The organism is Terriglobia bacterium (genome assembly GCA_035712365.1).
Lineage (GTDB): Bacteria > Acidobacteriota > Terriglobia > UBA7540 > UBA7540 > SCRD01.
The window spans coordinates 17,873-38,976 of the sequence record DASTAW010000021.1; the positions used below are offsets into that span (position 1 = coordinate 17,873).

At 59.2% G+C, this 21,104-nt stretch carries 15 protein-coding genes and 1 pseudogene; 13 read left to right on the forward strand and 3 right to left on the reverse strand.

Annotation, left to right across the window (positions count from 1 at the left end):
* Positions 1-86 precede the first annotated feature (86 nt).
* Positions 87-1,136 carry a glycosyltransferase gene (locus VFQ24_06140; GenBank protein HET9177921.1) on the reverse strand — a complete coding sequence of 350 codons (1,050 nt, stop codon included), beginning with the start codon at positions 1,134-1,136 and terminating at the stop codon, positions 87-89.
* Positions 1,137-1,425: 289 nt separating this feature from the next.
* On the opposite strand from VFQ24_06140, the gene VFQ24_06145 reads away from it, so the two are divergent.
* On the forward strand, positions 1,426-1,962 hold the full coding sequence (locus tag VFQ24_06145; GenBank protein HET9177922.1) for a TlpA disulfide reductase family protein: 537 nt from the start codon (positions 1,426-1,428) through the stop codon (positions 1,960-1,962).
* Positions 1,963-2,318: 356 nt separating this feature from the next.
* On the opposite strand, the gene VFQ24_06150 is transcribed toward VFQ24_06145, so the two are convergent.
* Positions 2,319-2,780, reverse strand: coding sequence for a hypothetical protein (locus VFQ24_06150; protein ID HET9177923.1), 462 nt, complete (start codon positions 2,778-2,780; stop codon positions 2,319-2,321).
* Between the two features lie 359 nt (positions 2,781-3,139).
* On the opposite strand from VFQ24_06150, the gene VFQ24_06155 reads away from it, so the two are divergent.
* The 3 genes and pseudogenes from VFQ24_06155 to VFQ24_06165 all read left to right on the forward strand — a co-directional run bounded on the left by VFQ24_06155 (position 3,140) and on the right by VFQ24_06165 (position 4,873).
* The gene (locus VFQ24_06155; GenBank protein ID HET9177924.1) at positions 3,140-3,454 is read left to right on the forward strand and encodes a hypothetical protein; all 315 of its coding nucleotides are present in this window, start codon (positions 3,140-3,142) and stop codon (positions 3,452-3,454) included.
* A 314-nt stretch (positions 3,455-3,768) separates the two neighbouring features.
* Positions 3,769-4,071, forward strand: a pseudogene (locus VFQ24_06160) (transposase).
* Positions 4,072-4,306: 235 nt separating this feature from the next.
* Positions 4,307-4,873: a hypothetical protein gene (locus tag VFQ24_06165; GenBank protein HET9177925.1), complete on the forward strand. Its 567-nt coding sequence runs from the start codon at positions 4,307-4,309 to the stop codon at positions 4,871-4,873.
* Positions 4,874-5,056: 183 nt separating this feature from the next.
* On the opposite strand, the gene VFQ24_06170 is transcribed toward VFQ24_06165, so the two are convergent.
* Positions 5,057-7,507 (reverse strand): heavy metal translocating P-type ATPase, encoded by a 2,451-nt coding sequence (locus tag VFQ24_06170; GenBank protein HET9177926.1) that lies wholly within the window; start codon positions 7,505-7,507, stop codon positions 5,057-5,059.
* 476 nt (positions 7,508-7,983) lie between these two features.
* Between VFQ24_06170 and VFQ24_06175 the strand changes: the two genes are divergently transcribed.
* The 9 genes from VFQ24_06175 to VFQ24_06215 all read left to right on the forward strand — a co-directional run bounded on the left by VFQ24_06175 (position 7,984) and on the right by VFQ24_06215 (position 21,050).
* Positions 7,984-9,285, forward strand: coding sequence for a lactate racemase domain-containing protein (locus tag VFQ24_06175; GenBank protein HET9177927.1), 1,302 nt, complete (start codon positions 7,984-7,986; stop codon positions 9,283-9,285).
* A gap of 49 nt (positions 9,286-9,334) precedes the next feature.
* Positions 9,335-9,871 carry a hypothetical protein gene (locus tag VFQ24_06180; protein ID HET9177928.1) on the forward strand — a complete coding sequence of 179 codons (537 nt, stop codon included), beginning with the start codon at positions 9,335-9,337 and terminating at the stop codon, positions 9,869-9,871.
* A 3-nt stretch (positions 9,872-9,874) separates the two neighbouring features.
* Positions 9,875-10,852 (forward strand): alpha/beta hydrolase-fold protein, encoded by a 978-nt coding sequence (locus VFQ24_06185; protein HET9177929.1) that lies wholly within the window; start codon positions 9,875-9,877, stop codon positions 10,850-10,852.
* A complete protein-coding gene (locus VFQ24_06190; GenBank protein ID HET9177930.1) occupies positions 10,849-11,772 on the forward strand; it encodes a TlpA disulfide reductase family protein in 924 nt (307 codons plus the stop codon). Before VFQ24_06185 ends, VFQ24_06190 begins: the two co-directional genes overlap by 4 nt.
* 59 nt (positions 11,773-11,831) lie before the next feature.
* Positions 11,832-12,350 carry a DUF2911 domain-containing protein gene (locus VFQ24_06195; GenBank protein HET9177931.1) on the forward strand — a complete coding sequence of 173 codons (519 nt, stop codon included), beginning with the start codon at positions 11,832-11,834 and terminating at the stop codon, positions 12,348-12,350.
* Between the two features lie 85 nt (positions 12,351-12,435).
* A complete protein-coding gene (locus VFQ24_06200) occupies positions 12,436-13,200 on the forward strand; it encodes a PIG-L family deacetylase (GenBank protein HET9177932.1) in 765 nt (254 codons plus the stop codon).
* A 329-nt stretch (positions 13,201-13,529) separates the two neighbouring features.
* Entirely contained in the window at positions 13,530-16,418 is a 2,889-nt protein-coding gene (locus VFQ24_06205) for a POTRA domain-containing protein (GenBank protein HET9177933.1), read from the forward strand.
* 11 nt (positions 16,419-16,429) lie between these two features.
* Complete coding sequence (locus tag VFQ24_06210) at positions 16,430-17,065, forward strand: hypothetical protein (protein ID HET9177934.1); 636 nt, start codon at positions 16,430-16,432, stop codon at positions 17,063-17,065.
* A 40-nt stretch (positions 17,066-17,105) separates the two neighbouring features.
* A complete protein-coding gene (locus VFQ24_06215) occupies positions 17,106-21,050 on the forward strand; it encodes a translocation/assembly module TamB domain-containing protein (GenBank protein ID HET9177935.1) in 3,945 nt (1,314 codons plus the stop codon).
* Positions 21,051-21,104 lie beyond the last annotated feature (54 nt).

The following is a 21,104-nucleotide window of genomic DNA, read 5'->3' on the forward strand; positions in this document are numbered from 1 at the left end:
TGGCACGGCCATCCTGGCCGTGTCTCTTGACCGCAGCACGGGCGAGGACGCCCGTGTCACACGCAGCGAGGAATCTGCTTTTCGGGTCACGCCCGATACTTCCGGCCCTTCCACCGGACGCTGCCCGCCACCCGGTGCGCCCACACAGAATTCAGCAACAGCAGCGCAAACAGCCCGGCGCCCGGCATCTGGTAAGCCCCGAGCCGCGAATCAAAACCAAGCTGTATCAGGCTGCGCTCATAATTCCATTCTCGCAGAATCGAGCCCGTGAAGCACACGACAAGCGCCATCACCATCCAGCCGCCGTCCTGCCCCAGCGCAATCAGGGCCGCCAGCACAAGGAACCCGAGCGGCAGCAGGAAATCCAGAAGGAGCGCCGCGCATAAAGCCGCCAGCAGCGGCGCGAGCTTCCGTCCATAGAGCAGATAGAGGTTCTTGCTCCAGCCCTGCCACATGTCGCGAAAATTCGAGTACATCCGCGTACGCACCCATTCCGCGCCCGGCAGAAAAACCAGCCGCCCTCCGCCCTGCTTCACCCGGCGGGCCAGCGCAACGTCGTCCAGGATTTCGCCCCGCACAGCTTCGAATCCGCCTACTTCATTGTAAACGCTTCTCCGCACCAGCAGGTATTGCCCGTTCGCGGCGGCCTCAGGCGATGCCGGGTCTGAAATTCTTTCAAATGGAAAAATCCGCGCCAGTTGGACGAACACAAAAGGGATGATCGCCTTCTCCCACCAGGTCGGCGTCTGCTGCCCCGGCGAGAGCGATAGCAGCGCGGCATTTTCCGCTGCGGCCCGATCGAGCATCGCCTCCAGGCTACCCGGCAGGTGCTCGGTGTCGGCGTCGGTGAACAGCAGCCAGTCGCCTGTGGCCTGTTCCGCTCCCGCCGCCGCGGCATGGCTTTTGCCGGTCCATCCATTCGGCAGCGCCTTTATCCGCAGCGTGCGCAGCAGTGGAACCTCATGCTCGAGCCCGGCCAGGATTTCCGCCGTGCGGTCGGTGGATTCATCGTCCACCACAATCATTTCCCGCAGGCGCCGCTGCGGTGCAATCGACCGCACCACGCGCCCAATGTTCAGCTCTTCGTTGCGGGCGGGAATGATGACGGACACGGTGCCTTCATCGGATCCAGGCATGTTGCGGCATAGTCCTTTTGCGTTGCGCCGGGTCTCAGCCCGGCCATAACCGGTGTTCCCCCAAAATTCGCCAGCCCTCTCCGAGGGGAGAGGGTGCCCCGCCGCGACGGGGCGGGTGAGGGGTGGTTAGGAGCGCCGGGCTTCGGCCCGGCATCATTCTGACAATGGCTCAGCAACTCGTAGCGGCGATCCCGCCGGGGACGGGATCGCCACATGGCGGCATAAAGCCGCCGCTACATCAAACCGTCCACTTTCAAACAACCACGCGATTATAATAGATGTCTGAATTATGCGTAGAGTCACCCTTGCCAAATGGATTGTGGTTGCCGCCGCGGCGGTTGGCGTTCTGTGGCTGGCGCTGCGTCCCCGGCAGCAGAACCCGGTCAGCCTGGGTGATCGCGCGCCCGGATTCACGCTGCCGCAGACGCCGTCGGGCAGATTATCGCTGTCGCAGTTCAAGGGACAAGTGGTCGTCCTGAACTTCTGGGCCACCTGGTGCCCGCCCTGCATCATGGAAGCGCCCAGCCTCGAACAGTTTGCCGCCCAAATGGAATCCCAGGGCGTCACTGTTATCGGCGTCAGCATGGATCAAGACCCGCAGGCCCTCTCGAAATTCATCCAGTACTATCATCTCAGCTATCCCGTGGCCCGCGATCCCAGCTACCGGCTCGCCCACCGCTACGGCACCTACAAGCTTCCTGAAACCTATATCATCGGGCGCGACGGCCGCGTGGCGGAAAAAATCATCAGCGATATCAATTGGACCGATCCCCGCATGATTACGTTCATCAAATCCCTCGCCGGCAACACCCAGGCATCGCGATAAGCACGCAGCCATCAGCACTCAGAAGGATAGTAGCAAGGAGTCAGAAGCAAGGAGCCGGGAGCCAGAAGGCGAAACATCGAGTTCCGGCGGGTCGCGTCCCGCCCTGCGGGATCGCGCCGTTTGCGTATGCGGACACTGTGGCCGAATCCTCACCGCCGGCTTTGCTCTGCAATCTCAAATCTGAAATTTCAAATACGTGTCCTGCTCCGCTGCCTTCTGGCCTCTGGCTCCTGATCCCCGGCTTCCGCCTTCTGGCTCCTGGCTTCTTCCTTCCGGCGCCTGCTTACTGCCTTCTACCTTCCGGCGCCTTGCTCCTGGCTCCTGGCTCCTGACTTCTGGCTCCTGGCTCCTGTGCGTCATTCCGCGTGATCGGTCAAAACCATGACATCTCGATGGGCTATTTCATGAGAGGCTGCCGTCTCCTGCATGAACTCATTGAAATCCTTATCCGGATAGACTTTCTTGAACACGTTTTGAAAGTCGGGATATGGATTTTCGAGGTCGCTCCAATTTTCAAAAGCGTCCACGGTCACATAGTCGCACCTGTCGTCTGATCCAGCGAACTGAAACTGGAACACCGCCCAACCTCTCCTTTTGCCCGCCGCGTTGTATGCCTGCTCAATCCGCTTCCATTCACTCTCATTCTGCATGGCCTGCTGGTATTTGCCGGCCTTCACTTTCATGCAGTTGATGATGCGGTATTTCAGCGGCTGCGACTCGGCCGTAGCCGGAGGCGCCGACTGCCCCGAAGGGACCATCGTGCCACCCAGAAAACAAAACACACCCACCATGACCAGAACAATTAACCTGCTCTTCATGTCCCCCTCCTTTTATTTTTGGTTATCGCGTGTGACTTACCCAGGGAAGAATACCCAAACGAATCTGGCCCGTCCGGCAGTGTACATCCCGCCGCAGGCGAATGCAAAGGGTCGCTTGGTCAGATAACAGGGTCGAGCGGGTGGCGCATCCATCGCGGCCTCTGAAGAGTGTGCGCGAAAGGGCAAAAGGCCACGGATTCATCCGTGGCGAAAAAGGCCACCCAACCGCGCGGCTTCAGCCGCCGAAGATGTTTGCGGATCAAGTCCGAGCCACGGGGCCAGCCCCACACCCTGATGACGAACAATTGTAGAATTTCACGGCGGGTTGTAGAATCGCACGGCACGGAGAGGCTCGAGCTATGGCCAGCGAGAAACACGTTTTCACGGCCAGCCGATGGACGGACGGGAATCTGTTCTTCCCGGTCCGAATTGAAATTACACCGGAACACGTCACCCGCATTAAACCGCACCTGATCGGTTCGGATGAAGAAAGCATAGCGATTTCCAAAGTTGCCTCGGTCCGCATAAGGACCGGTATCCTCTGGTCAGCAATCCGGATTGATTCGAGCGGCGGCACCGATCCCATCATGAGCAATGGCCATCGGAAAAAAGACGCCTGTCGCATCCGCGACATCATCGAGGGCCTGCAACAGCAGCGAAGCGGGCAGGGCTGAGTTGCGAGCGCCAGGCCTTTCTGCCTCCTGCGTCCTGCCTCCTGCCTCCTGCCTTCTGCGTTATGCTTCCTGAGGCCCGGAGGGCCGGAAGATTTTAGCCCACGTCGTGAGCCGTGGGATTCGATCCGCGCTACAATCCCACAGAGCCCCGGAGGGGCGAAAGATATGGCCCATACCTTCGCGAACCTCTTGGCTCACGTCATCTTCAGCACCAAAGACCGCGAGCCGCTCATCGCCTCGGATCTCAAGCCTGACTTGCTCGCCTACATGGGCGGGATCGTCCGCGAGCTTCAAGGCAAGCTGCGGCAGCAAATTCCATGCCTGACCACGTTCACATGCTCCTGTGGCTGCCGCCCGGCGTGCCCGTCGCCGAGGCGATGCGCGTCGTGAAAACCAATTCATCCCACTGGGTGCATCAGACCCGAAGCCGGCTGCGCGGCTTCGCGTGGCAAACAGGCTACGGCGCTTTCAGCGTCAGCCAGTCGAATGCCGCTTCGGTGGCGAAATACATTCGCGAGCAGGAGACGCACGACCGCCATATTACATTTCAGGAAGAATTCATCAGCTTTCTCAGGAAGAACGGCGTCCGCTACGACGAGCGGTATATCGGGGAATGAATTCTTTCGCCCCTCCGGGGCTTTATAGTGTTTTGATGGCGCGTTTTCCCATCCCGCGAGGCGGGATGGGCTAAAGTCTTCCGCCCCCTCCGGGGGCTGCGTTCGCACCGTCGTGGCACTCAAACCCCGAGGTCTGCGATACCACCTTCCTTGATGTAAAATTCATACGAGGCTTGAGCGGGCGGCGTCTCAAGGAATAGACGCATGCGAGTAAGACGTTAATGTGTATCTCAATATGAAACAGTTCAAGAACTGGTCGGATGTGAAGGACTATGACGAACTCCCAATTCGAGTGCGACGGAGCGAGTACGAGAGAATGTCAAGCAACGACCGCAAGCGAATGGGTGAATTACGTGTTTTCATGGGTTTCGCGAGCGTGTCCGGCCTCTCAATCGATCTGTCTTCGGTGGAATCAATCGACTCACCGTTTCCCGACATCCGTTGCAATCTGAGCGGGTCTCCGTACTTTTTCGAACTGGCCGAGGTCACGGATGAGAATCTCGCCCGGCGGTACAACGAGTCTCTTAGGACGAGAAAGATAACTGGAGGATCTTACAGCCACGACGAGCCGCTCATCAAACGGATAATTACATTCAAGTCGCAAAAGAATTATCAGACAAAAGGTGCTCCCATCGACCTGGTCCTCTATTACTGGAAACAGACGCCACACAGAGCGGATGTGACAAACACAGTTTCCAAGCTCCGACCAGTATTCGAACAACTCCGCTCATCCACGTCTTTTTCGAGAATCTGGCTCTACGAACATCCTGTCCCAAAAGTGCTCAGCGTTATATCGATATGAGGGATAGGAAACGAACCACCCCACGGGTCGCGCATACGTCGCGGCGTGCTCAATGTATGCGGTCAAGCGTAACCCATGTTACAGCGGCAGCTCTCATTTGTGGCATGGGCGTCTCGCCCATGAAAACCAGCTGAACACTCCACGCAAACGCTTCATGGCCCAGAGGGCCATGCCACAAGCTCATCAAAGCGCCAGCCGCCTTAACCGCAGGGCATTTGAAATCACCGAGACGGAGCTGAAGGTCATGGCGGCGCTAGCGACCAGCGGGCTGAGCAGCAGGCCGAAAAACGGATAGAGCACGCCGGCGGCAAGCGGGATGCCGAGCACGTTGTAGACGAACGCGAAGAAAAGGTTCTGGCGGATATTCTTCATAGTGCCGCGGCTCAGGCGGCGGGCCCGGGCGATGCCGCGCAGGTCGCCTCCGAGCAGCGTGATGCCGGCGCTCTCGATGGCCACGTCGGCGCCGCTGCCCATGGCGATTCCCACCTGCGCCTGCGCCAGCGCCGGAGCATCGTTGATGCCATCACCTGCCATGGCAACGATGCGGCCTTCGTTCTGCAGCCGCTTCACCAATTTGCTTTTCTGCTGCGGCAGGACTTCCGCTTCCAGCTCGTCGATGCCGAGTTTCCTGGCCACGGCTTCCGCTGTAGTGCGGCTGTCGCCGGTGAGCATCACGATGCGGATGCCTTCTTCGTGCAAGAGGCGAATGGCTTCCGGCGTCGATTGCTTGATGGGGTCGGTCACGCCCAGGAGGCCTGCGGGCTGCCCGTCCACGATGACAAACATCACCGTCTGGCCGTCCCTGCGCAGGGCTTCGGCACGCTGCTCCAGCCGGCTCGCGTCCGCGCCTTGCTCTTCCACCAGGCTGCTGTTGCCCACGCCCACCGTGCGGCCGTCCACTTTACCGATGACGCCTTTGCCCGTGACGGATTCGAAATCGCGCGCTTCCGCAAGTTCCACGCCTTTTTCGCGTGCGCCGGCGACGATTGCCTCCGCCAGCGGATGCTCGCTTGCGAGCTCGAGGCTGGCGGCCAGGCGGAGCAGGTCGTGCTCGTTCCAGCCTTCCATCAGCTCGACGGTAACCAGGCGCGGCCTTCCTTCCGTGAGCGTGCCGGTCTTGTCGACGATCACAGTATCAACTTTCTCAAGAACCTCAAGATTCTCCGCGTTTTTGATCAGCACGCCCGCCGTGGCGCCGCGGCCCGTGCCCACCATGATGGACATGGGCGTGGCCAGCCCCAGCGCGCAGGGGCAGGCGATGATCAGAACGGCGACGGCATTAACCAGCGCGTAGGCCATGCGCGGCGATGGGCCCACAATCGACCAGACGATAAACGTCACGATGGCCGCCAGCACCACCGCTGGAACAAAATATGACGACACAACGTCTGCCAGGCGCTGGATGGGCGCGCGGCTGCGCTGCGCCTCGCTCACCATTTTCACGATTTGCGCGAGCAGCATCTCGCTGCCTACGCGCTCGGCGCGAATCACCAGGCTTCCCTTCCCGTTTACCGTTCCGCCTGTGACGCGCCCGCCCGCCGATTTTTCAACCGGCGTGGGCTCGCCGGTGATCATCGACTCATCCACGTAACTCGCGCCGTCGAGCACCTCCCCGTCCACCGGAACTTTTTCTCCCGGACGCACGCGCAAGCGGTCGCCGTGAATCACGCGGTCGAGCGGGATGTCCGCTTCCGTGCCGTCTTCGGCGAGGCGCCGCGCAGTTTTCGGAGCGAGTCCCAGCAGCGCCTTGATGGCGCTTGAAGTCCGGCTGCGGGCGCGCAATTCCAAAACCTGCCCCAGGAGCACCAGCGCCGTGATGCCGGCGGCCGCCTCGAAGTAAACGCCGACCGTCCCCGCCGGGCCGCGAAAAGACACAGGAAAAATTCCCGGCGCGACGGTTGCGATCGCGCTGTAAACAAACGCCGTGCCCGTGCCCATGGCGATCAGCGTGAACATGTTGGGGCTGCGATTCACAATGGAAGCCCAGCCGCGCTCAAAAAACGGCCAGCCGCAATAGAGCACCACCGGCGTGGCAAGCGCGAACTGGACCCAATTCGCTGCTCCGCGTGAAACCATCGAATGGCCCGAAATCATGTGCGCCATTTCAAGGGCCATCAGCGGTGCGGTCAATACCACGCTGATCCAAAAGCGGCGCTTCATGTCCACGTATTCAGGATTGGCTTCCTCTTCCAGCGTCACCGTGCGCGGCTCGAGCGCCATGCCGCATATGGGACATGAACCGGGCGCATCGCGGACGATTTCCGGATGCATGGGGCACACGTATTGCGTTTTCGTTCGCAGGGCCGCAATCGTGGTGGGTTCGAGCGCCATGCCGCATTTGGGGCAGGCGCCGGGCTTCGATTGATGGACTTCCGGGTCCATCGGGCAGGTGTAGGCAGCGCCGCGGACGGCTTCGGCGGGTTTGGGCGCTGCGTTGGCTGCGCCAAGGTAATCTTCGGGCGACGCGTGGAATTTTTCGAGGCACGCCTCGCTGCAGAAATAGTAGGTGGTCCCTTTGTAATCGTAGCTTCCAGCCGCGGTGGAAGGCTCCACATCCATGGCGCAGACGGGGTCCTTGTACTCCGCGCCCGCTCCCGCGCGGCTGCCTTCATGTGTGGAGCTGTTCGGGTGCAATTCGTCACTCACCGATCAATCCTCCGAGCGTTCTGGAATTCCCAAGTGAACGGCCGCATAATCGAATGGCAATTCCGCCCGGCAAGTAGGATGCAGCAGCCCGCAGGTTGAGATCAGCCCGCTCGAGCATTTGTCCAGTGCGTTCATCCTATCAGACCAGCGGCAGGCGCGGCATTTACGGCTGCCAGGGTCTGCGTGGTTGGCGGCCATCGAAGCTGCGACCTCTGGCTCCATCCTTGCAGCAGAATATCCCCCGTTGCAACCCCCACGACCCGGAATCGAACTGTCGGCGAAAGTCGGAAATCCCGCGACGGGCCGGCCAGCCAGGGCACTGAAAGATCGTCTCCGGCTGGAGTTCAACAAAAGGCTGACTGAACAAGCAGCCGGAGACGAAGCCACCCCAGGCGCAAGGTGTTGCAAGTTTTGGACTTGACCGGACCGCCCGACCGTCCGTAAGCTCACATTGAGGGTTTTATATGGCGAACAATGGTCACGTTCCGTTGAGCAGTTTTAAACTTCTTGAGCGCACCTCGCCGAGTTTGCCCGGGGTCTCAGACCTCGAGGGCGAAATACGGCAGTCGCTCTCCGGGCTCGCCATTCCCCGGGACCGCCTGGCCGGACGACGTATTGCCGTTACGGCCGGAAGCCGCGGCATCGCCAATCTGAAGGAGATCATCAAGGCGTCATGCGACTGGCTGAAGTCCGAGGGCGCGCAGCCCTTTGTGATTCCCGCCATGGGAAGTCACGGCGGGGCCACCGCCGAAGGCCAGCGCCTGATCCTTGAGGAGTACGGCGTCACTCCTGATTTTGTCGGCGCCGAGGTCATATCTGACATGGCCACAGTGGAAGTAGGACGGACGGCAGAAGGCTTCGAGGCGAACGTGGACAGGAACGCGTGGGAGGCCGACAGCATCCTGGTGGTGAACCGCATCAAGCCCCACACCGATTTCAGCGGAACTATCGAGAGCGGCCTGCTGAAAATGATTGCCGTCGGCCTGGGCAAGCGCGAGGGCGCGGCGGTGACGCATCGCGGGAGCCGCAGATACGGCAACGAGCGGGTGATCCGGTCAATCGCCGGCGTTATACTCGACACGGGAAAAATTCTTTGCGGGCTGGCTGTCGTGGAAAATGAGATGCACCAGATAGCCCTCGTGCGCGCCGCGCTCCCGGGAGGAATCGCTGCCGTCGAGGAGGCGACGCTGCCTATCGCGCGCAACCTGGTTCCGCGCCTGCCGTTTGCGAAATGCCATCTACTGGTGGTGGACGAAATGGGCAAGAACATCAGCGGGACCGGCCTGGACACGAAGGTTGTGGGACGGGGCGCGCGGCCGATACCGGCTGATAGCCCTGAGATCGGGCTGATTTACGTGCGCGACCTGACCACTGAGAGCGACGGAAACTCGATCGGAGTCGGCATGGCGGATGCCATACACGAGCGATTCTACCGCAAAATAGATCTCAGCAAAACGTACATGAATGCCCGGACCTCGCTAAACCCATTCATGGCACGCGTGCCAATGTATCTGGCTACCGACCGCGAGGCCCTCGATTATATGCTGGCCACGCTCGGCGGACCTGGTGAGCAGGAGCAACGCGTCGTCTGGATTCGAAACACTCTTGAACTCAACCGTGTGGCCGTTTCCTCATCCTTTACGGAGGAGGCTGGCGCGCTTACCGGCTGGCGAATGCTGCCCGAAGGATTCTCAGCGCGTTTTGACAATGCCGGCAATCTCGTATCGCCTTTTGCGAGGGCAGCCGGAAAGGCCTCCGTGTCTTGACTCGGCCCTTGAAGAAGGCCAGAATGATAGCATTCGAGGGCTACAAAACATGAGCAGAACATACTGGAAAACTGCGCTGCTTGTTCTGGTGATGTGCGTGTCCCTGTCCCCGGCAGCCACCGCGCAGGAGCAGAAGACTGCCAGCCCGCATGCGGCAGATTCCCAGAGCGGGAAAGCTGTGAAGCCTGCGGCCAATCTGCCGCTCCAGTCCGTGACTCTGGTGAGCACTGAAGAAGCAGCCCGCAGGGCGGCGGAGGAAGTGAGGGCCCGGGCGCAAACGAGCAAGCTGTCTTCCGAGCCTTCAAAAGAGGGAGCAGCCAGCAAGGCCGCAGAAGGTGCGGTGCTTGAGTTCCACCCGACTGACAGCCTGCCTGCAAAAGATGCGGTCAAGGGCCGGGTCCAGCAAAAAGACCAGAGTAAATCGGTGCTGAAGAACATTCACGGAAGCGCCTACGGGGCGGCGGCGTCCGCTGCCGGGCGCGCAAACGGCGAGGGTGGAGACGTCGGTGCCGAATCGCGCGGCGGCAAGATCAACATCTATGTGGAAGGCGAGCGTACCCATGCCAGCACGCCTGCACCCCATTAATCTATGAGCAGAACAATTTGTTTTGAGGACCGTGGTTCCGCTTGTGGACGACTGCACGGCGCCGGCCAGTACGCGGCCGCAATCTTGTTCATCGCGTGGGCCCTCGCCTCTGGCAGCGTCGCTCTGGCTGCCGCGCCAGGCACGATCCAGTGCGACTCTGTCCCAAGTAAAATCCTGGACCATCCGGTAGATTATTGCATCGACCTCCCGGCTGATTATGCGAGCTCGAGCCGGCGGTACCCGGTGCTCTATTTTCTGCACGGTTTGTTCGAAAACGACCATCGCTGGATTGACCGCGGCGGCAAGGAGAATTTCGATCGCCTGACGGCCGATGGGACCATTGGGCAATTTATTGTGGTGCTGCCAAATGGAGGAGAGACCTTCTATATCAATTCAGAAGATGGCAAGGACCGATACGAAGATTTCTTCATTCAGGAGCTTGTGCCGTTTATCGATCACCACTACAGGACCATTGACACGAAAGGAGCGCGGGGCATCAGCGGCCTCTCGATGGGTGGCTATGGCGCGCTGCACCTGGCCATGCGCCATTCCGATCTGTTTGGCTCCGTGGCGGCCACCAGCGCTGTGCTGATCGATAAGCTGCCTAATCCTCTTCCTGCCGAGGGCCGCTGGCAATTCTACTCACGCATCCTGAGCCATGCGTTCGGTTCGCCGCTCAATCAGGCGTACTGGGAAGAAAACAGCCCGCTGACGTTGGCCAAAGATCCTTCAAAATTCCAGGGCCTCAAGATCTATTTCGACGTCGGAGACCAGGACCGTTTTGGGTTTGACAAGGGCGCCGGCATCCTGGACGAAATTCTCAGCAGGGAAAACTACCCTCATACTTACGCGCTGCGGCAGGGTGGCCATGGATGGGAATTCCTCGACCAGTACATCCAGTATTCGCTGGGCTTTCAATGGCAGTCGTTCGAAAAAACAACGCAAGCGGCAAAATCATCTGCGGAGGCCCGCAGCCATTGAAGAATCTGCTTCAGTCTGTGGTGGTTGCGGCCGCAACCCTGGGCCTCGGCGTCGGCTGCCTGCTGGCGCAGGCCGATCCCCAGGCAAAAATCCTCAGCTATATTCGTGACCACCTGAAGGCCGGTCAGCCGGTACGCGTGACAGATTTGTACAACACGGTGTTTACGACCCCTGAAGATCACGCGGCGCTGGGCAAGCTCTATAAGGATTTCTTCCGGATTCCAACCTTCGTCGTCCAGTATCAGCAGAGGTTTTCCGCGCCACCAAACCTGAAGACCATTGCCGAACAGTTTTCGCTGAAGAATCCGGAGGAAGCCGACACGCTGCTCCGCGTCATGGAAGCTGATCCTCGCGTACCGAAATTCATCACGCGCGATCCGGCGACGGGAGAAATCACCAAAGTAGACGCGGAATTGATCCGGGACGATCCCCGGTTTGCAGCGGGAGCGAAGCACGAACTCGGCGGCTGGGTCGGGAAGACCGCGCCCTCCTTCAGTCTGGCGGCAGCCGGCAACAAGCAACTCACCTCCGCTGGGCTCGACGGAAAAGTTGCTCTGCTGTACGTCTGGTTCACAGGTTGCCCGCCTTGCATGAAAGAGGCGCCGGAGCTTGCCCGGATTCAGCGCGATTTTGGATCCAAAGTGTTTGAAGTGGTGGGGGCCAACGCTGATGATCTACTGGGGCTCGGCATCAGCGACGAGACCCGCCAGCGGTATGCGGAGAAGGAAGGAATCACCTTTCCCATTGCTCGCTGGAACAAGGAAAGCAACCAGTCGTACGGCGGCATCTCTATTTATCCCACGCTTTTTCTCATTAATCGGCAAGGCACGATTACAGGCCACTGGGTTGGGTTTACAAGCCCGGCAACGCTTCGGGAAGCCATCGCGAAGGCCATAGCTGGATCATCCGGAAAGCATTAATCTAACTTCAACGGGTCTCATCAGCGATCCTGAATACAAGATTAAAGGAGGGTACATCGATGAAGTGCCTCAAACGCACCGGTATCAGCATCGTTGCCATCGCGATAGCTAGTCTCGGAGCTGCTCTGCTCCTGGCGCAGGGCGGCGATCGAGGAGAAGCCACCGCAACCATCGGCTCCGCCCATGTCTCGATTGATTACGGTCGCCCAATGCTCAAAGGTCGCGATCCTTTGGGCATGCTCAAGCCCGGCCAGGTATGGCGTATGGGAGCAAATACGCCTACAACCATCGAATCCGACCACGACCTGCTGTTCGGAAATACGCGAGTCCCAAAGGGAAAACATATTCTACTGGCCGAGTTGGCCGAACCCGGTAAGTGGGTCCTGGTGGCGTCCACCAAGCCCTATGACGAATACGATTCCAGCGCGAAGGTCGCTGAAACACCTATGAGAGTGGAAAATGGCCAGGACTCGGTGGACCAGATGACCATCAAACTTTCCGCCAACGGGAGCCATGGTGATCTTGAAGTTGCCTGGGGGACGTCCCGCCTGGCAGCAACCTTCAGCGTGGCTGAGTAGCCGCGACGGCAAACCGTCTGATCTTTTGCCCGGGCCGGCGGAGATGGAGCATGTCCGCCTGTGCCACTAACGGAGCTCCGACCTGATGCCCAAGGCCATCAACGTTCTGGCGGTTTTCGCGCATCCCGATGATGCGGAGTTCCTTTGTGCGGGAACGCTGGCTCTTCTCGCTGCGCGCGGCGCCAGGATCCAGATGGCAACCCTGACGGCGGGAGACTGTGGCAGCACGACCGTTCCGGCAGCCAGGATTTCGAAGGTGCGGCAGCAGGAAGCGTCACGCTCCGCCACACTGATTGGCGCACGGTACCGCTGCCTGAAGAGCAAGGACCTTCTGGTTTTTTACGACCGTCCTCACCTGAACAAAGTCATGGAACTTGTCCGGCAGACGAATCCCGCTCTGGTGCTGACGCATTCTCCGGTTGATTACATGATTGACCACGAAATGGTGAGCCACCTCTGCCAGAGCGCCTGCTTTGGCGCGATGGCCCCCAATTTCAAGACGGGCACCGGGCGTCCGGCTCCACCGCTCAAGAGCGTGCCCCACCTCTACTACGCCGAGGCGTTTGGCAGGCGCGACATTGTCGGACACAAAATTGAATCCACAATCTGCGTGGATATCAGCACAACGCTCAAACGCAAGGAAGAAATGCTCGCCTGCCATGAGAGCCAGCAGGCATGGCTCAAATCGCAGCAGGGGATACCTGAAACAATTGCCACCATGAGGAAGATGGCGAAGGCGGCAGGAAAGCGGGCCGGTTTTCGTTGGGCGGAAGGCTTCCGCCAGCATCTCGGCCAGGGGTTTCCGGCATCGAACCTGCTGAAGGAGCTATTGGGGGGTATCGTCCGCTAACCGGCTGCTGACCGCTGCGCTCCGGATGTTCCTTCCCTGGACGGGACCGGACTGGGCAGTAACAGTCAGTCCAGGGACCGGAGGCCACCGAGGCCAGACGGCCCATCCCGTGCGAAGTGGGCCTTCTCGGTGCTCCCCTGAAAAGAAATATATAATAGGACTTGTTTTAGGCGGCGAAAAACGATAGGGAGCAACGACTGATCTGTTGGAAAAGGAATTGCGGCAAGCAATCGTATCCCCCAACTTTGGCGGACACAGCCAGCGAGCGCCACGGGTTCCGTTCAGCTTCGACTTCCCCCCGCAAGTACATTTTTCACGCTGGATTTCTTTTGCTGTTTATCTGGCTGGGATGTACTGTTCTCGCAATTGCCCAGTCCCCTGAGTGGGGCCAAAGGGTCGTACGTATTGAGCTGAAGACGGACGCGCAGCTTTATCTGTACCAATTCAAGACACAGATTGTGCAGCAAATCGGGGAGTTACTCGATCCGGCGAAAGTTGATGAAAGCCTGAAAAATCTTTACGCGACCGGCCGCTTTGCCAGCCTTCGCGCCGACGCGGAGCCGGAAGCAGGCGGCGTGGTGCTCACCTTTGCAGGCAAGGCACGGTATTATATTGGTTCTGTGCAAGTCACCGGGACGCCCAAACCGCTGGACGCCAGCACCCTCGTAGCCTCCGCCCGCCTGCCGCTGGGACATCCTCTTTACCCGGACGAGCTTGCAGCGGCCATGCAAGACATCCTTGCCGTACTTCACGACAACGCGTTCTATCAAGCGAAGGTTCAGAACTCAGTCGCGCCGAATCCAGCCACCGAGGAAGCCAATATCCTGGTTGCGATAACGCCGGGACCTCAGGCCCGATTGAAGGCCGTAATCTTCAATGGTCATTCGGCCTATTCTCCCGACCGGCTTCGGTCGGTAACGGGCTGGCATCCGGGCAATCAGATCACATCAGCGGACATCGAAAAGGGCCTTTATAAGATCCATAATTTCTACCTGCAACGCGGCTATATCCAGGCCAGCGCCACGGTTCAGAAGCGCGTATTTGCTCCCAAAACGAACACGGAAACCCTTTTTGTCCAGTGCGAAGCCGGGCCGGTGATCGAGGTCCACGTCCGAGGCGCGGACATCTCCCGTCGCAAACTACGGGATATACTTCCTCTCTACCAGGACGGTGTAATTGACCAGCCTTCCCTCGAAAGGGGAAACGAAGCGTTGACCGACTTCTACCAGCAGAAAGGCTATCTGCGGGCCAAGGTCACCGTCGAACCCGTCGAACACGTCACGGCCGATCACATGCGGGTGACCTACAAGGTAGCGCGAGGACCGATCGGGAGCTTTGAAGGATACAAGTTCACCGGGAATAGCCACCTTCCCGATGCAACCCTCGCGCCAACCATGACGGTCCGCAGAGCAGAATTCCCGTTCCAGAGCGCCGCATTCAGCAATAAAATGCTCAACAATGACATCAAAGCCCTGAAGGGTGTATACGAATCGCAGGGCTTCCTGGACGCAAAGATAACTCCCCGTTTCAATTTCTACTATCGGGATTTGCCGCAGCATCTTTTCGTCACGCTCGATATTCAGGAAGGAGAAAGAACGATGGTGGGGAAGGTTGAAATCCAGGGCGTTACCGACGACCAGCGTAAACTGCTGATGGCGCGCCTGGCCAATCGACCCGGCTCATTCTACTCGCCCGAAAACGAACAAAACGATCGTGACTCGATCCTTCGCTATTTCACCAACCATGGCTATTCTCACGCCAGCGTCAACACCAGCAGTGCCGCGGCGGGGCAGGACCATCTGATGAACGTGAATTACGCCGTCGTCCCTGGAAACCAGCAAACGATCGAGCGGGTGGTTCTGCTTGGCAACAAGCACGCGCGCGATGGAGTTGTGCGGCGCGAACTGACGTTCGGAAGAAATCAGCCGATCAATGATAGCGCCCTGCTGGAGTCTCAGCGGAAGCTCTACGATCTCGGACTGTTTAACCAGGTGCAGATTGCGCCTCAGAACCCGCAGGCGGAAGAGACCCAAAAGACCGTTCTGGTCAGCATGGAAGAGGCGCCCCGTTGGACGCTGGGATATGGCGGCGGCGTCGAAGTCCAGCGGCTGGGCAGCAACGAACCCCAGGGCCAGTTGAAAGCCAGCCCTCGGGTTTCTCTGGAGGTCTCGCGCATCGGCGTAGGCGGCCGCGACCAGACGCTGAGCTTTCGTGGCAGGTTTTCAACCCTCGACAAGGGGGCTGACGTCAGCTACTTCATCCCCAAATTTCCGACGCGCCGCGACATCAGTGTGCGGCTCATCGCCAATGCCGACTCCAGCCGCAATGTTTTAACCTTTACGGCAAGACGAAAGGAAGCGTCGGTGGTCCTGGAAAAGCGTTGGAGCCAGACTACTTTCCTGTCGGCGCGTTATTCTTTTCGCAACGTCCAGGCGCTCGACCTGTCGAATAAGATCTCACCTGAACAGATCCCGCTTGCCAGCCGTGCGGCTCGGATCGGCATGTTTGCGCTCAGCTACGTTAATGATCATCGTGACAATCCGGTCGATCCTACGCGCGGGTCGTATTCGCTGGCTGACGCAGGCATCTCCTGGTCCGGCCTGGGGTCAGCAGCCAACTTCCTTCGGCTTGTAACTCAAAACGCCACCTACTACCGCCTGACTCCATTCCTGGTTTTCGCACGTAATACGCGGTTGGCAATTGAGTCGCCCTACGGCAGTCTCAGGCAGGTGACTGTCACTAATCCTGACGGGTCACAGCAGGTCATTCTGACCCATGAGATTCCCCTCCCAGAGCGGCTCTTCTCGGGCGGAAGCGATTCACTCCGCGGATTTTCCATCAACCAGGCTGGGCCGCGCGACCCGCAAACCGGGTTTCCGATCGGCGGAAACGCCCTTTTTCTGAATTCACTCGAACTCCGCTTTTCTGTCGCTCAGGACCGCATGGGCGTGGTGCTTTTCCACGACATGGGGAATGTATACTCCACCGTCCGCAGAATGCGCCTGCTGAAGGTCTCGCAGAGTTCTCCAACGGATTTGGATTACACGGTCCACGCGGTGGGTGTGGGACTGCTTTATAAAACACCCGTCGGCCCGCTGCGGTTCGACGTGGGTTATGCTCTGAACCCGACACAGTACCAGGTTGCCGGCCAGAATGGCCTGGAGGTGCTCCGATTACCACGCATACAGTATTTTTTAAGCATCGGCCAAAGCTTCTGATCGCCTCCTGCATGCTGCTCGTGATAGCGGGTCTCCTCCCCGTTCCTGCGGGAGCTGAGACGCTCAACAGCGTGGTCGCCTCGGTTGGCGATGACGCCATCACCCAGCGCGACGTTACCGAGGAATACCGATTCGAACGTTTCCTGGACGGGAAAACGCCGGCGGGCGGGCCGACCCCTGAAGAGAGCAAAGACGCTCTCAGCAGGCTCATCAGTCAAAGGCTGCTCGCTGAACAGATCCAGCGGTCAGTGGGACCCTCAAAGGACGGGACGAAAAACGCCGAGGATACGCTGAAGAGCGTCCGCGAGAAATTTCACGACCCATCAGCCTACAGCGAGTCGCTCCAATCACTGGGAATGACAGAACCGCAGGTGTTGAAGCGGCTTGAGCTTTACCAGCGTACCCTGCAAATGATTAACAACCGATTGCGGCCCGCGGCGACGCCGGATCCCAGTGAAGTGGAAGACTACTACAAAAACACTTTTGTCCCTGAGTATGCGAAGGCCCATGGCGGCCCGCCACCTGCTCTGGACGACGTTAGAGAACAGATCAGTGAAATTCTGGTGCAGAAGAAAATGAACGGGTTGCTCGACAACTGGCTCGATCGGCTGAAGTCAACCCATCGGGTGACCATTCACGCAGAATGAGATGGTGAGGGTCCGAAGGTTGAACTCGAAGGATTCGAAATTGCGGAGACTGGTACGCTGGCTGATTTACTCGGCCGGGATTATCGTTGTTCTCGTGGCCGTGATCATCGGCCTTGCCAGTACGGCGTGGTTTCGCAATATCCTTCAGCAGCGTATTGAGGCAGGCCTGACGCAGGTCACCGGAGGACTAGTCGAAATTGCAGGAATGAAGTTCAGCCCTCTCCGCCTCAGGGTCAGTTTTGACCGGCTGGTGGTCCACGGGCTTGAGAAAGACACTGTACAACCTCTGTTTTCAGCGAGTGATGTGGTGGCGAATGTCAGTCCACAATCGCTCGTGGAGTTCCGGCTCTTGCTTCGGACCCTACAGTGGCAGCAGGCTGAAATCTGTGTCCACACCTACGCAGACGGCTCAACGAACCTTCCTGGCGCCACTGCAGTAGCCCGCAACGGACGTGCCCTGGCTGACCTCTTGAATCTGGAAATCAAGCGCATGACGCTGAGCCGCACCACCCTGCAATGGAATAACCAGCGGATCCCTCTCGAGGTGGGCGGCAACAGCGTCGCCATCCAGTTGCACCTCAGCCAGGACCGCCGCTATTCTGGCTCGATCGCCTCGTCCGACACCGCGCTCGACTGGCAGGGACATACCTGGCCGCACCTCTCCTTTGCCACTACATTCAAGCTCTCAGACCAGCAGATTGACGTGCCCGGTTTAAGCTGGCAAATCGCAAACTTTCGCGGACATCTCGCCGGCACCCTCCACTGGACGCCAGAATTTGCCGCAAACTTTGACTTCCGCATGAACGGCGGTCTTCAGGAATTTGCCCGCGCCCTCAGAATCACACCACTCGAAAGCGGTTACCTTTACGTGGACGGCACAGGGAGCTATAACCCAAAGGGGATTTCGGCTAAGGGCCGCATCCGCGCGCGCGATCTGAAGCTGAGGACGCGGGAAGTCAACCCGGGTAAACTGAACTTCACTTCCGATTACGAGCTTGCCGGGAACGTGTTGAGGGTCCCAGGCTTCTCCCTCACCGGCCTGAAGGCAAGGGCAGACGGCGACGCCACCCTGAATCTGCTCAAAGCCCGGCGGCGGGTTGTTCTGCGCAGTCAAGTAAAGAACCTGGATCTTGGCGTCTTAATGCAAGCGGCGCCCCGTGCGCTGGCCTCCATTGGGGATTTCCATCCTCAGGCTGTTATCAACGGAACTGTCAAGGCAAATTGGGAAGGGCCCTCCGGTTTGAAAAGCCAGTTCGAGCTTCGATTCGGTCCTCCAAAACGGCCGAAGATTTCAGGACTTCTGTTGAGCGGACAGGCGCAAGGATCGTTTGACGTGGGGAAAAAGGTCCTCTTGACTCTCGACCACGCAGAGATATCGACTCCCCGCTCGACATTGGACGCCCTGGGCACACTCGGCGATGCCGGATCATCGTTGGCGGTCAGGTTCGTGACTTCAGATTTCGAGGAATGGCGCCCTATCGCCCGGATCATGATCGAAACCCGAAACCCACTTCCAGTCACGCTCCACAGCCAGGCCGTGTTCACAGGTCATTTATCCGGAACTTTATCGAAGCCCCAAATCGCAGGCCAAATCAGCACCGGGAAATTCAATTATGGAGGATGGCTGTGGGACAGCTTCGATGCGAACGTCGTCGTCTCGCCCCTGGAGACACGAATCCAGTCAGGGCGGCTCAAGCTGGGCAGGAGTTTGCTCACTCTGAATGCCGACATCGGCTTGGTGGATTGGAAACTCGAACCTTACAGCACCGTGCGTCTCGATGCGGCAGCCCATGAAACTCCTGTCGCAGGCCTGCGGGCCGCCCTGAGTTTGAAGCCTTCGATGCAGGGCTTGCTTTCGGGTCAGGTGCAGGTGGAAGGCACAGTTGAAAGCCTCTCCGGGCGCGGTCAGGTTTCGATCGACAAAGGGGAGTTTGCTGGGGTCCCGTTTGACTCGTTGTCGGCGGAAATTATCGCCACCAGATCCAACTGGAACATCCGGGCCTTTAAGCTCACGGAAGGCCAGGGGCGTGCAGACGGAACCATGCAGGTGGATCCGGTGGAGCGCACGTTTTCCGCCAGCGTGCGTGGCCGGAATTTTCCACTCGAGCACATCCACTTCCTCAATCCTCAAACAGCCGGCACAAAAACGAGTGGCGGAATTTCCGGCCTTGTCGGTTTCGACCTCCAGGGTGGTGGAGCTTTTGACAGGGCGCAATTGCATGCGGGAATTGATATCACGGGCCTCGCGTGGAGAGGGCAGCAACTCGGAAGCGTGCACGCCGACGGCGATTGGCAGGACCGGCAGATAAAGCTCCAGGTCAAGGGCGGGGGCGGACAGGCTGGCAATTTCCAGATGGCCGGAGACATCGAGACGCGAGACAACTGGCCCCTGCACCTTTCGGGACAATACTCCGGAATGCGCATGGACCCCTGGATCCAGGAGCTTTCGGGCCACTCGATGGCGGCCGCAGTTTCCGCCAGCGGCGCGTTTTCTTTGGAAGGCCCGTTCAGGCAGATCGGTAAGTTGACCGGAAGCAGCGAAGTCCAGCAGCTCCGGATCAACTTCCCCTCCCTCAGCCTTTCAAACGATGGGCCTGTCGAGATCAGCTACGCCGACGGAAGTCTTAAACTTAAACAGCTTCGACTGGAGGGGCCGTCCACTAATTTTGAAGCGGGAGGGTCGGTCCGTTTTGGGCGCCTCGCGACGCTTGATATCTCCGCCAAGGGCAAAGCGGCGGCGACGTTGATCGGCCTGCTGGCGAGTGATGTCCAGGCTACCGGAGAATCAGACCTGCAATTGAGGATCAGGGGCCCATTGTCAGAACCGCAACTGAGCGGCGAGATCCAGGTTAAAGACGTTGGGCTCGGTTACACAGACCTCCCCTTCCGGCTGAATGCGCTGAACGGCGCCATCAAGCTGGAAGGAGAGCGGGCAGTCATCTCTGCCCTGAAAGGAACCATCGGTGGCGGGACCGTCCGCCTTTCCGGATTCCTGGTCCTGCAGGACGCCCCTCGCTATCAGATCCGGGCGGAACTTTCCCAGGTTCGCGTGCGCTATCCGGCTGAATTCACATCCGTCCTGGACGGCAACCTCACGCTCGCCGGGACCACTGCGCAAGGTCAGCTCAACGGCAATGTCGTGGTGCGCAACCTTTTTGCCAGTGAAAGCCTGAACCTGGCAGACTTCATCTCCGGACCCAGCCCGTTTGGCGGAACGTCTGTCAGCCACCCTTCATCGCTCGCTTCCAGCATCAGCCTGAACGTGGGGCTCGCCTCGCTCCGGCCCGTTCGCATTGAAACCCATGACCTCCGTCTTGTTTCGGACATCGATCTCCATGTTCAAGGCACCCTTGCCAATCCCGTCGTGGTGGGCAACGTCTATCTGCGCAGCGGTGATGCCATCTTCCGCGGCAATCGCTATACGCTGACCCGCGGCGATATTTCCATGAGCAACCCTTTTCGGACGGAGCCCGTCCTTGACCTGCAAGCGCAGACACGCGTCGAGAAGTACGACTTGACCCTTGAAATCTCCGGACCGCCTGACCGGATTCGATTTTCCTACCGGTCTGATCCTCCCTTGCCAACCTCGGACATACTCTCACTGCTGGCATTCGGATACTCCAGGCGCCTGGAAGAATTCGCTCCCGAAAGCAGGAACCCGTTCTCCACGACCGGCGCAAGCGCCCTGCTTTCGCAGGCGCTCTCAAGCCAGATGACGGGAAGAATCCAGCGCCTGTTCGGGGTGAGCCGCATCAAATTTTCGCCCGCCAGCACTGAACTCGGAACGCTGAGCGGCCCCGTCCTCACCGTCGAGCAGCAACTTTCCCCAGCCCTGACCCTCACCTATGAAACCAGTACGGCCAACTCGCAATACCGCGTGATCGAATTCGAGTTCACCGTAAACCCTCGCATGTCCGTGCGGGGCTTCCGTGACCAGAACGGCATTTTTGGCCTGGAGCTGAAATTCCGTAAGCGGTTTAAGTGAACACGGGAAAGGCTCGATGTGGCCGCCGCAGGAAGGCAGCGGGAATGGCGTGCC

What these genes read in the sequence shown, in the direction of transcription:
- VFQ24_06165 (HET9177925.1), top strand. Translation starts at nt 4,307, where the DNA reads ATGAAACAGTTCAAGAACTGGTCGGATGTGAAGGACTATGACGAACTC.
- VFQ24_06140 (HET9177921.1), bottom strand. Translation starts at nt 1,136, where the DNA reads ATGCCTGGATCCGATGAAGGCACCGTGTCCGTCATCATTCCCGCCCGC.
- VFQ24_06175 (HET9177927.1), top strand. Translation starts at nt 7,984, where the DNA reads ATGGCGAACAATGGTCACGTTCCGTTGAGCAGTTTTAAACTTCTTGAG.
- VFQ24_06200 (HET9177932.1), top strand. Translation starts at nt 12,436, where the DNA reads ATGCCCAAGGCCATCAACGTTCTGGCGGTTTTCGCGCATCCCGATGAT.
- VFQ24_06145 (HET9177922.1), top strand. Translation starts at nt 1,426, where the DNA reads ATGCGTAGAGTCACCCTTGCCAAATGGATTGTGGTTGCCGCCGCGGCG.
- VFQ24_06185 (HET9177929.1), top strand. Translation starts at nt 9,875, where the DNA reads ATGAGCAGAACAATTTGTTTTGAGGACCGTGGTTCCGCTTGTGGACGA.
- VFQ24_06180 (HET9177928.1), top strand. Translation starts at nt 9,335, where the DNA reads ATGAGCAGAACATACTGGAAAACTGCGCTGCTTGTTCTGGTGATGTGC.
- VFQ24_06155 (HET9177924.1), top strand. Translation starts at nt 3,140, where the DNA reads ATGGCCAGCGAGAAACACGTTTTCACGGCCAGCCGATGGACGGACGGG.
- VFQ24_06210 (HET9177934.1), top strand. Translation starts at nt 16,430, where the DNA reads ATGCTGCTCGTGATAGCGGGTCTCCTCCCCGTTCCTGCGGGAGCTGAG.
- VFQ24_06195 (HET9177931.1), top strand. Translation starts at nt 11,832, where the DNA reads ATGAAGTGCCTCAAACGCACCGGTATCAGCATCGTTGCCATCGCGATA.
- VFQ24_06150 (HET9177923.1), bottom strand. Translation starts at nt 2,780, where the DNA reads ATGAAGAGCAGGTTAATTGTTCTGGTCATGGTGGGTGTGTTTTGTTTT.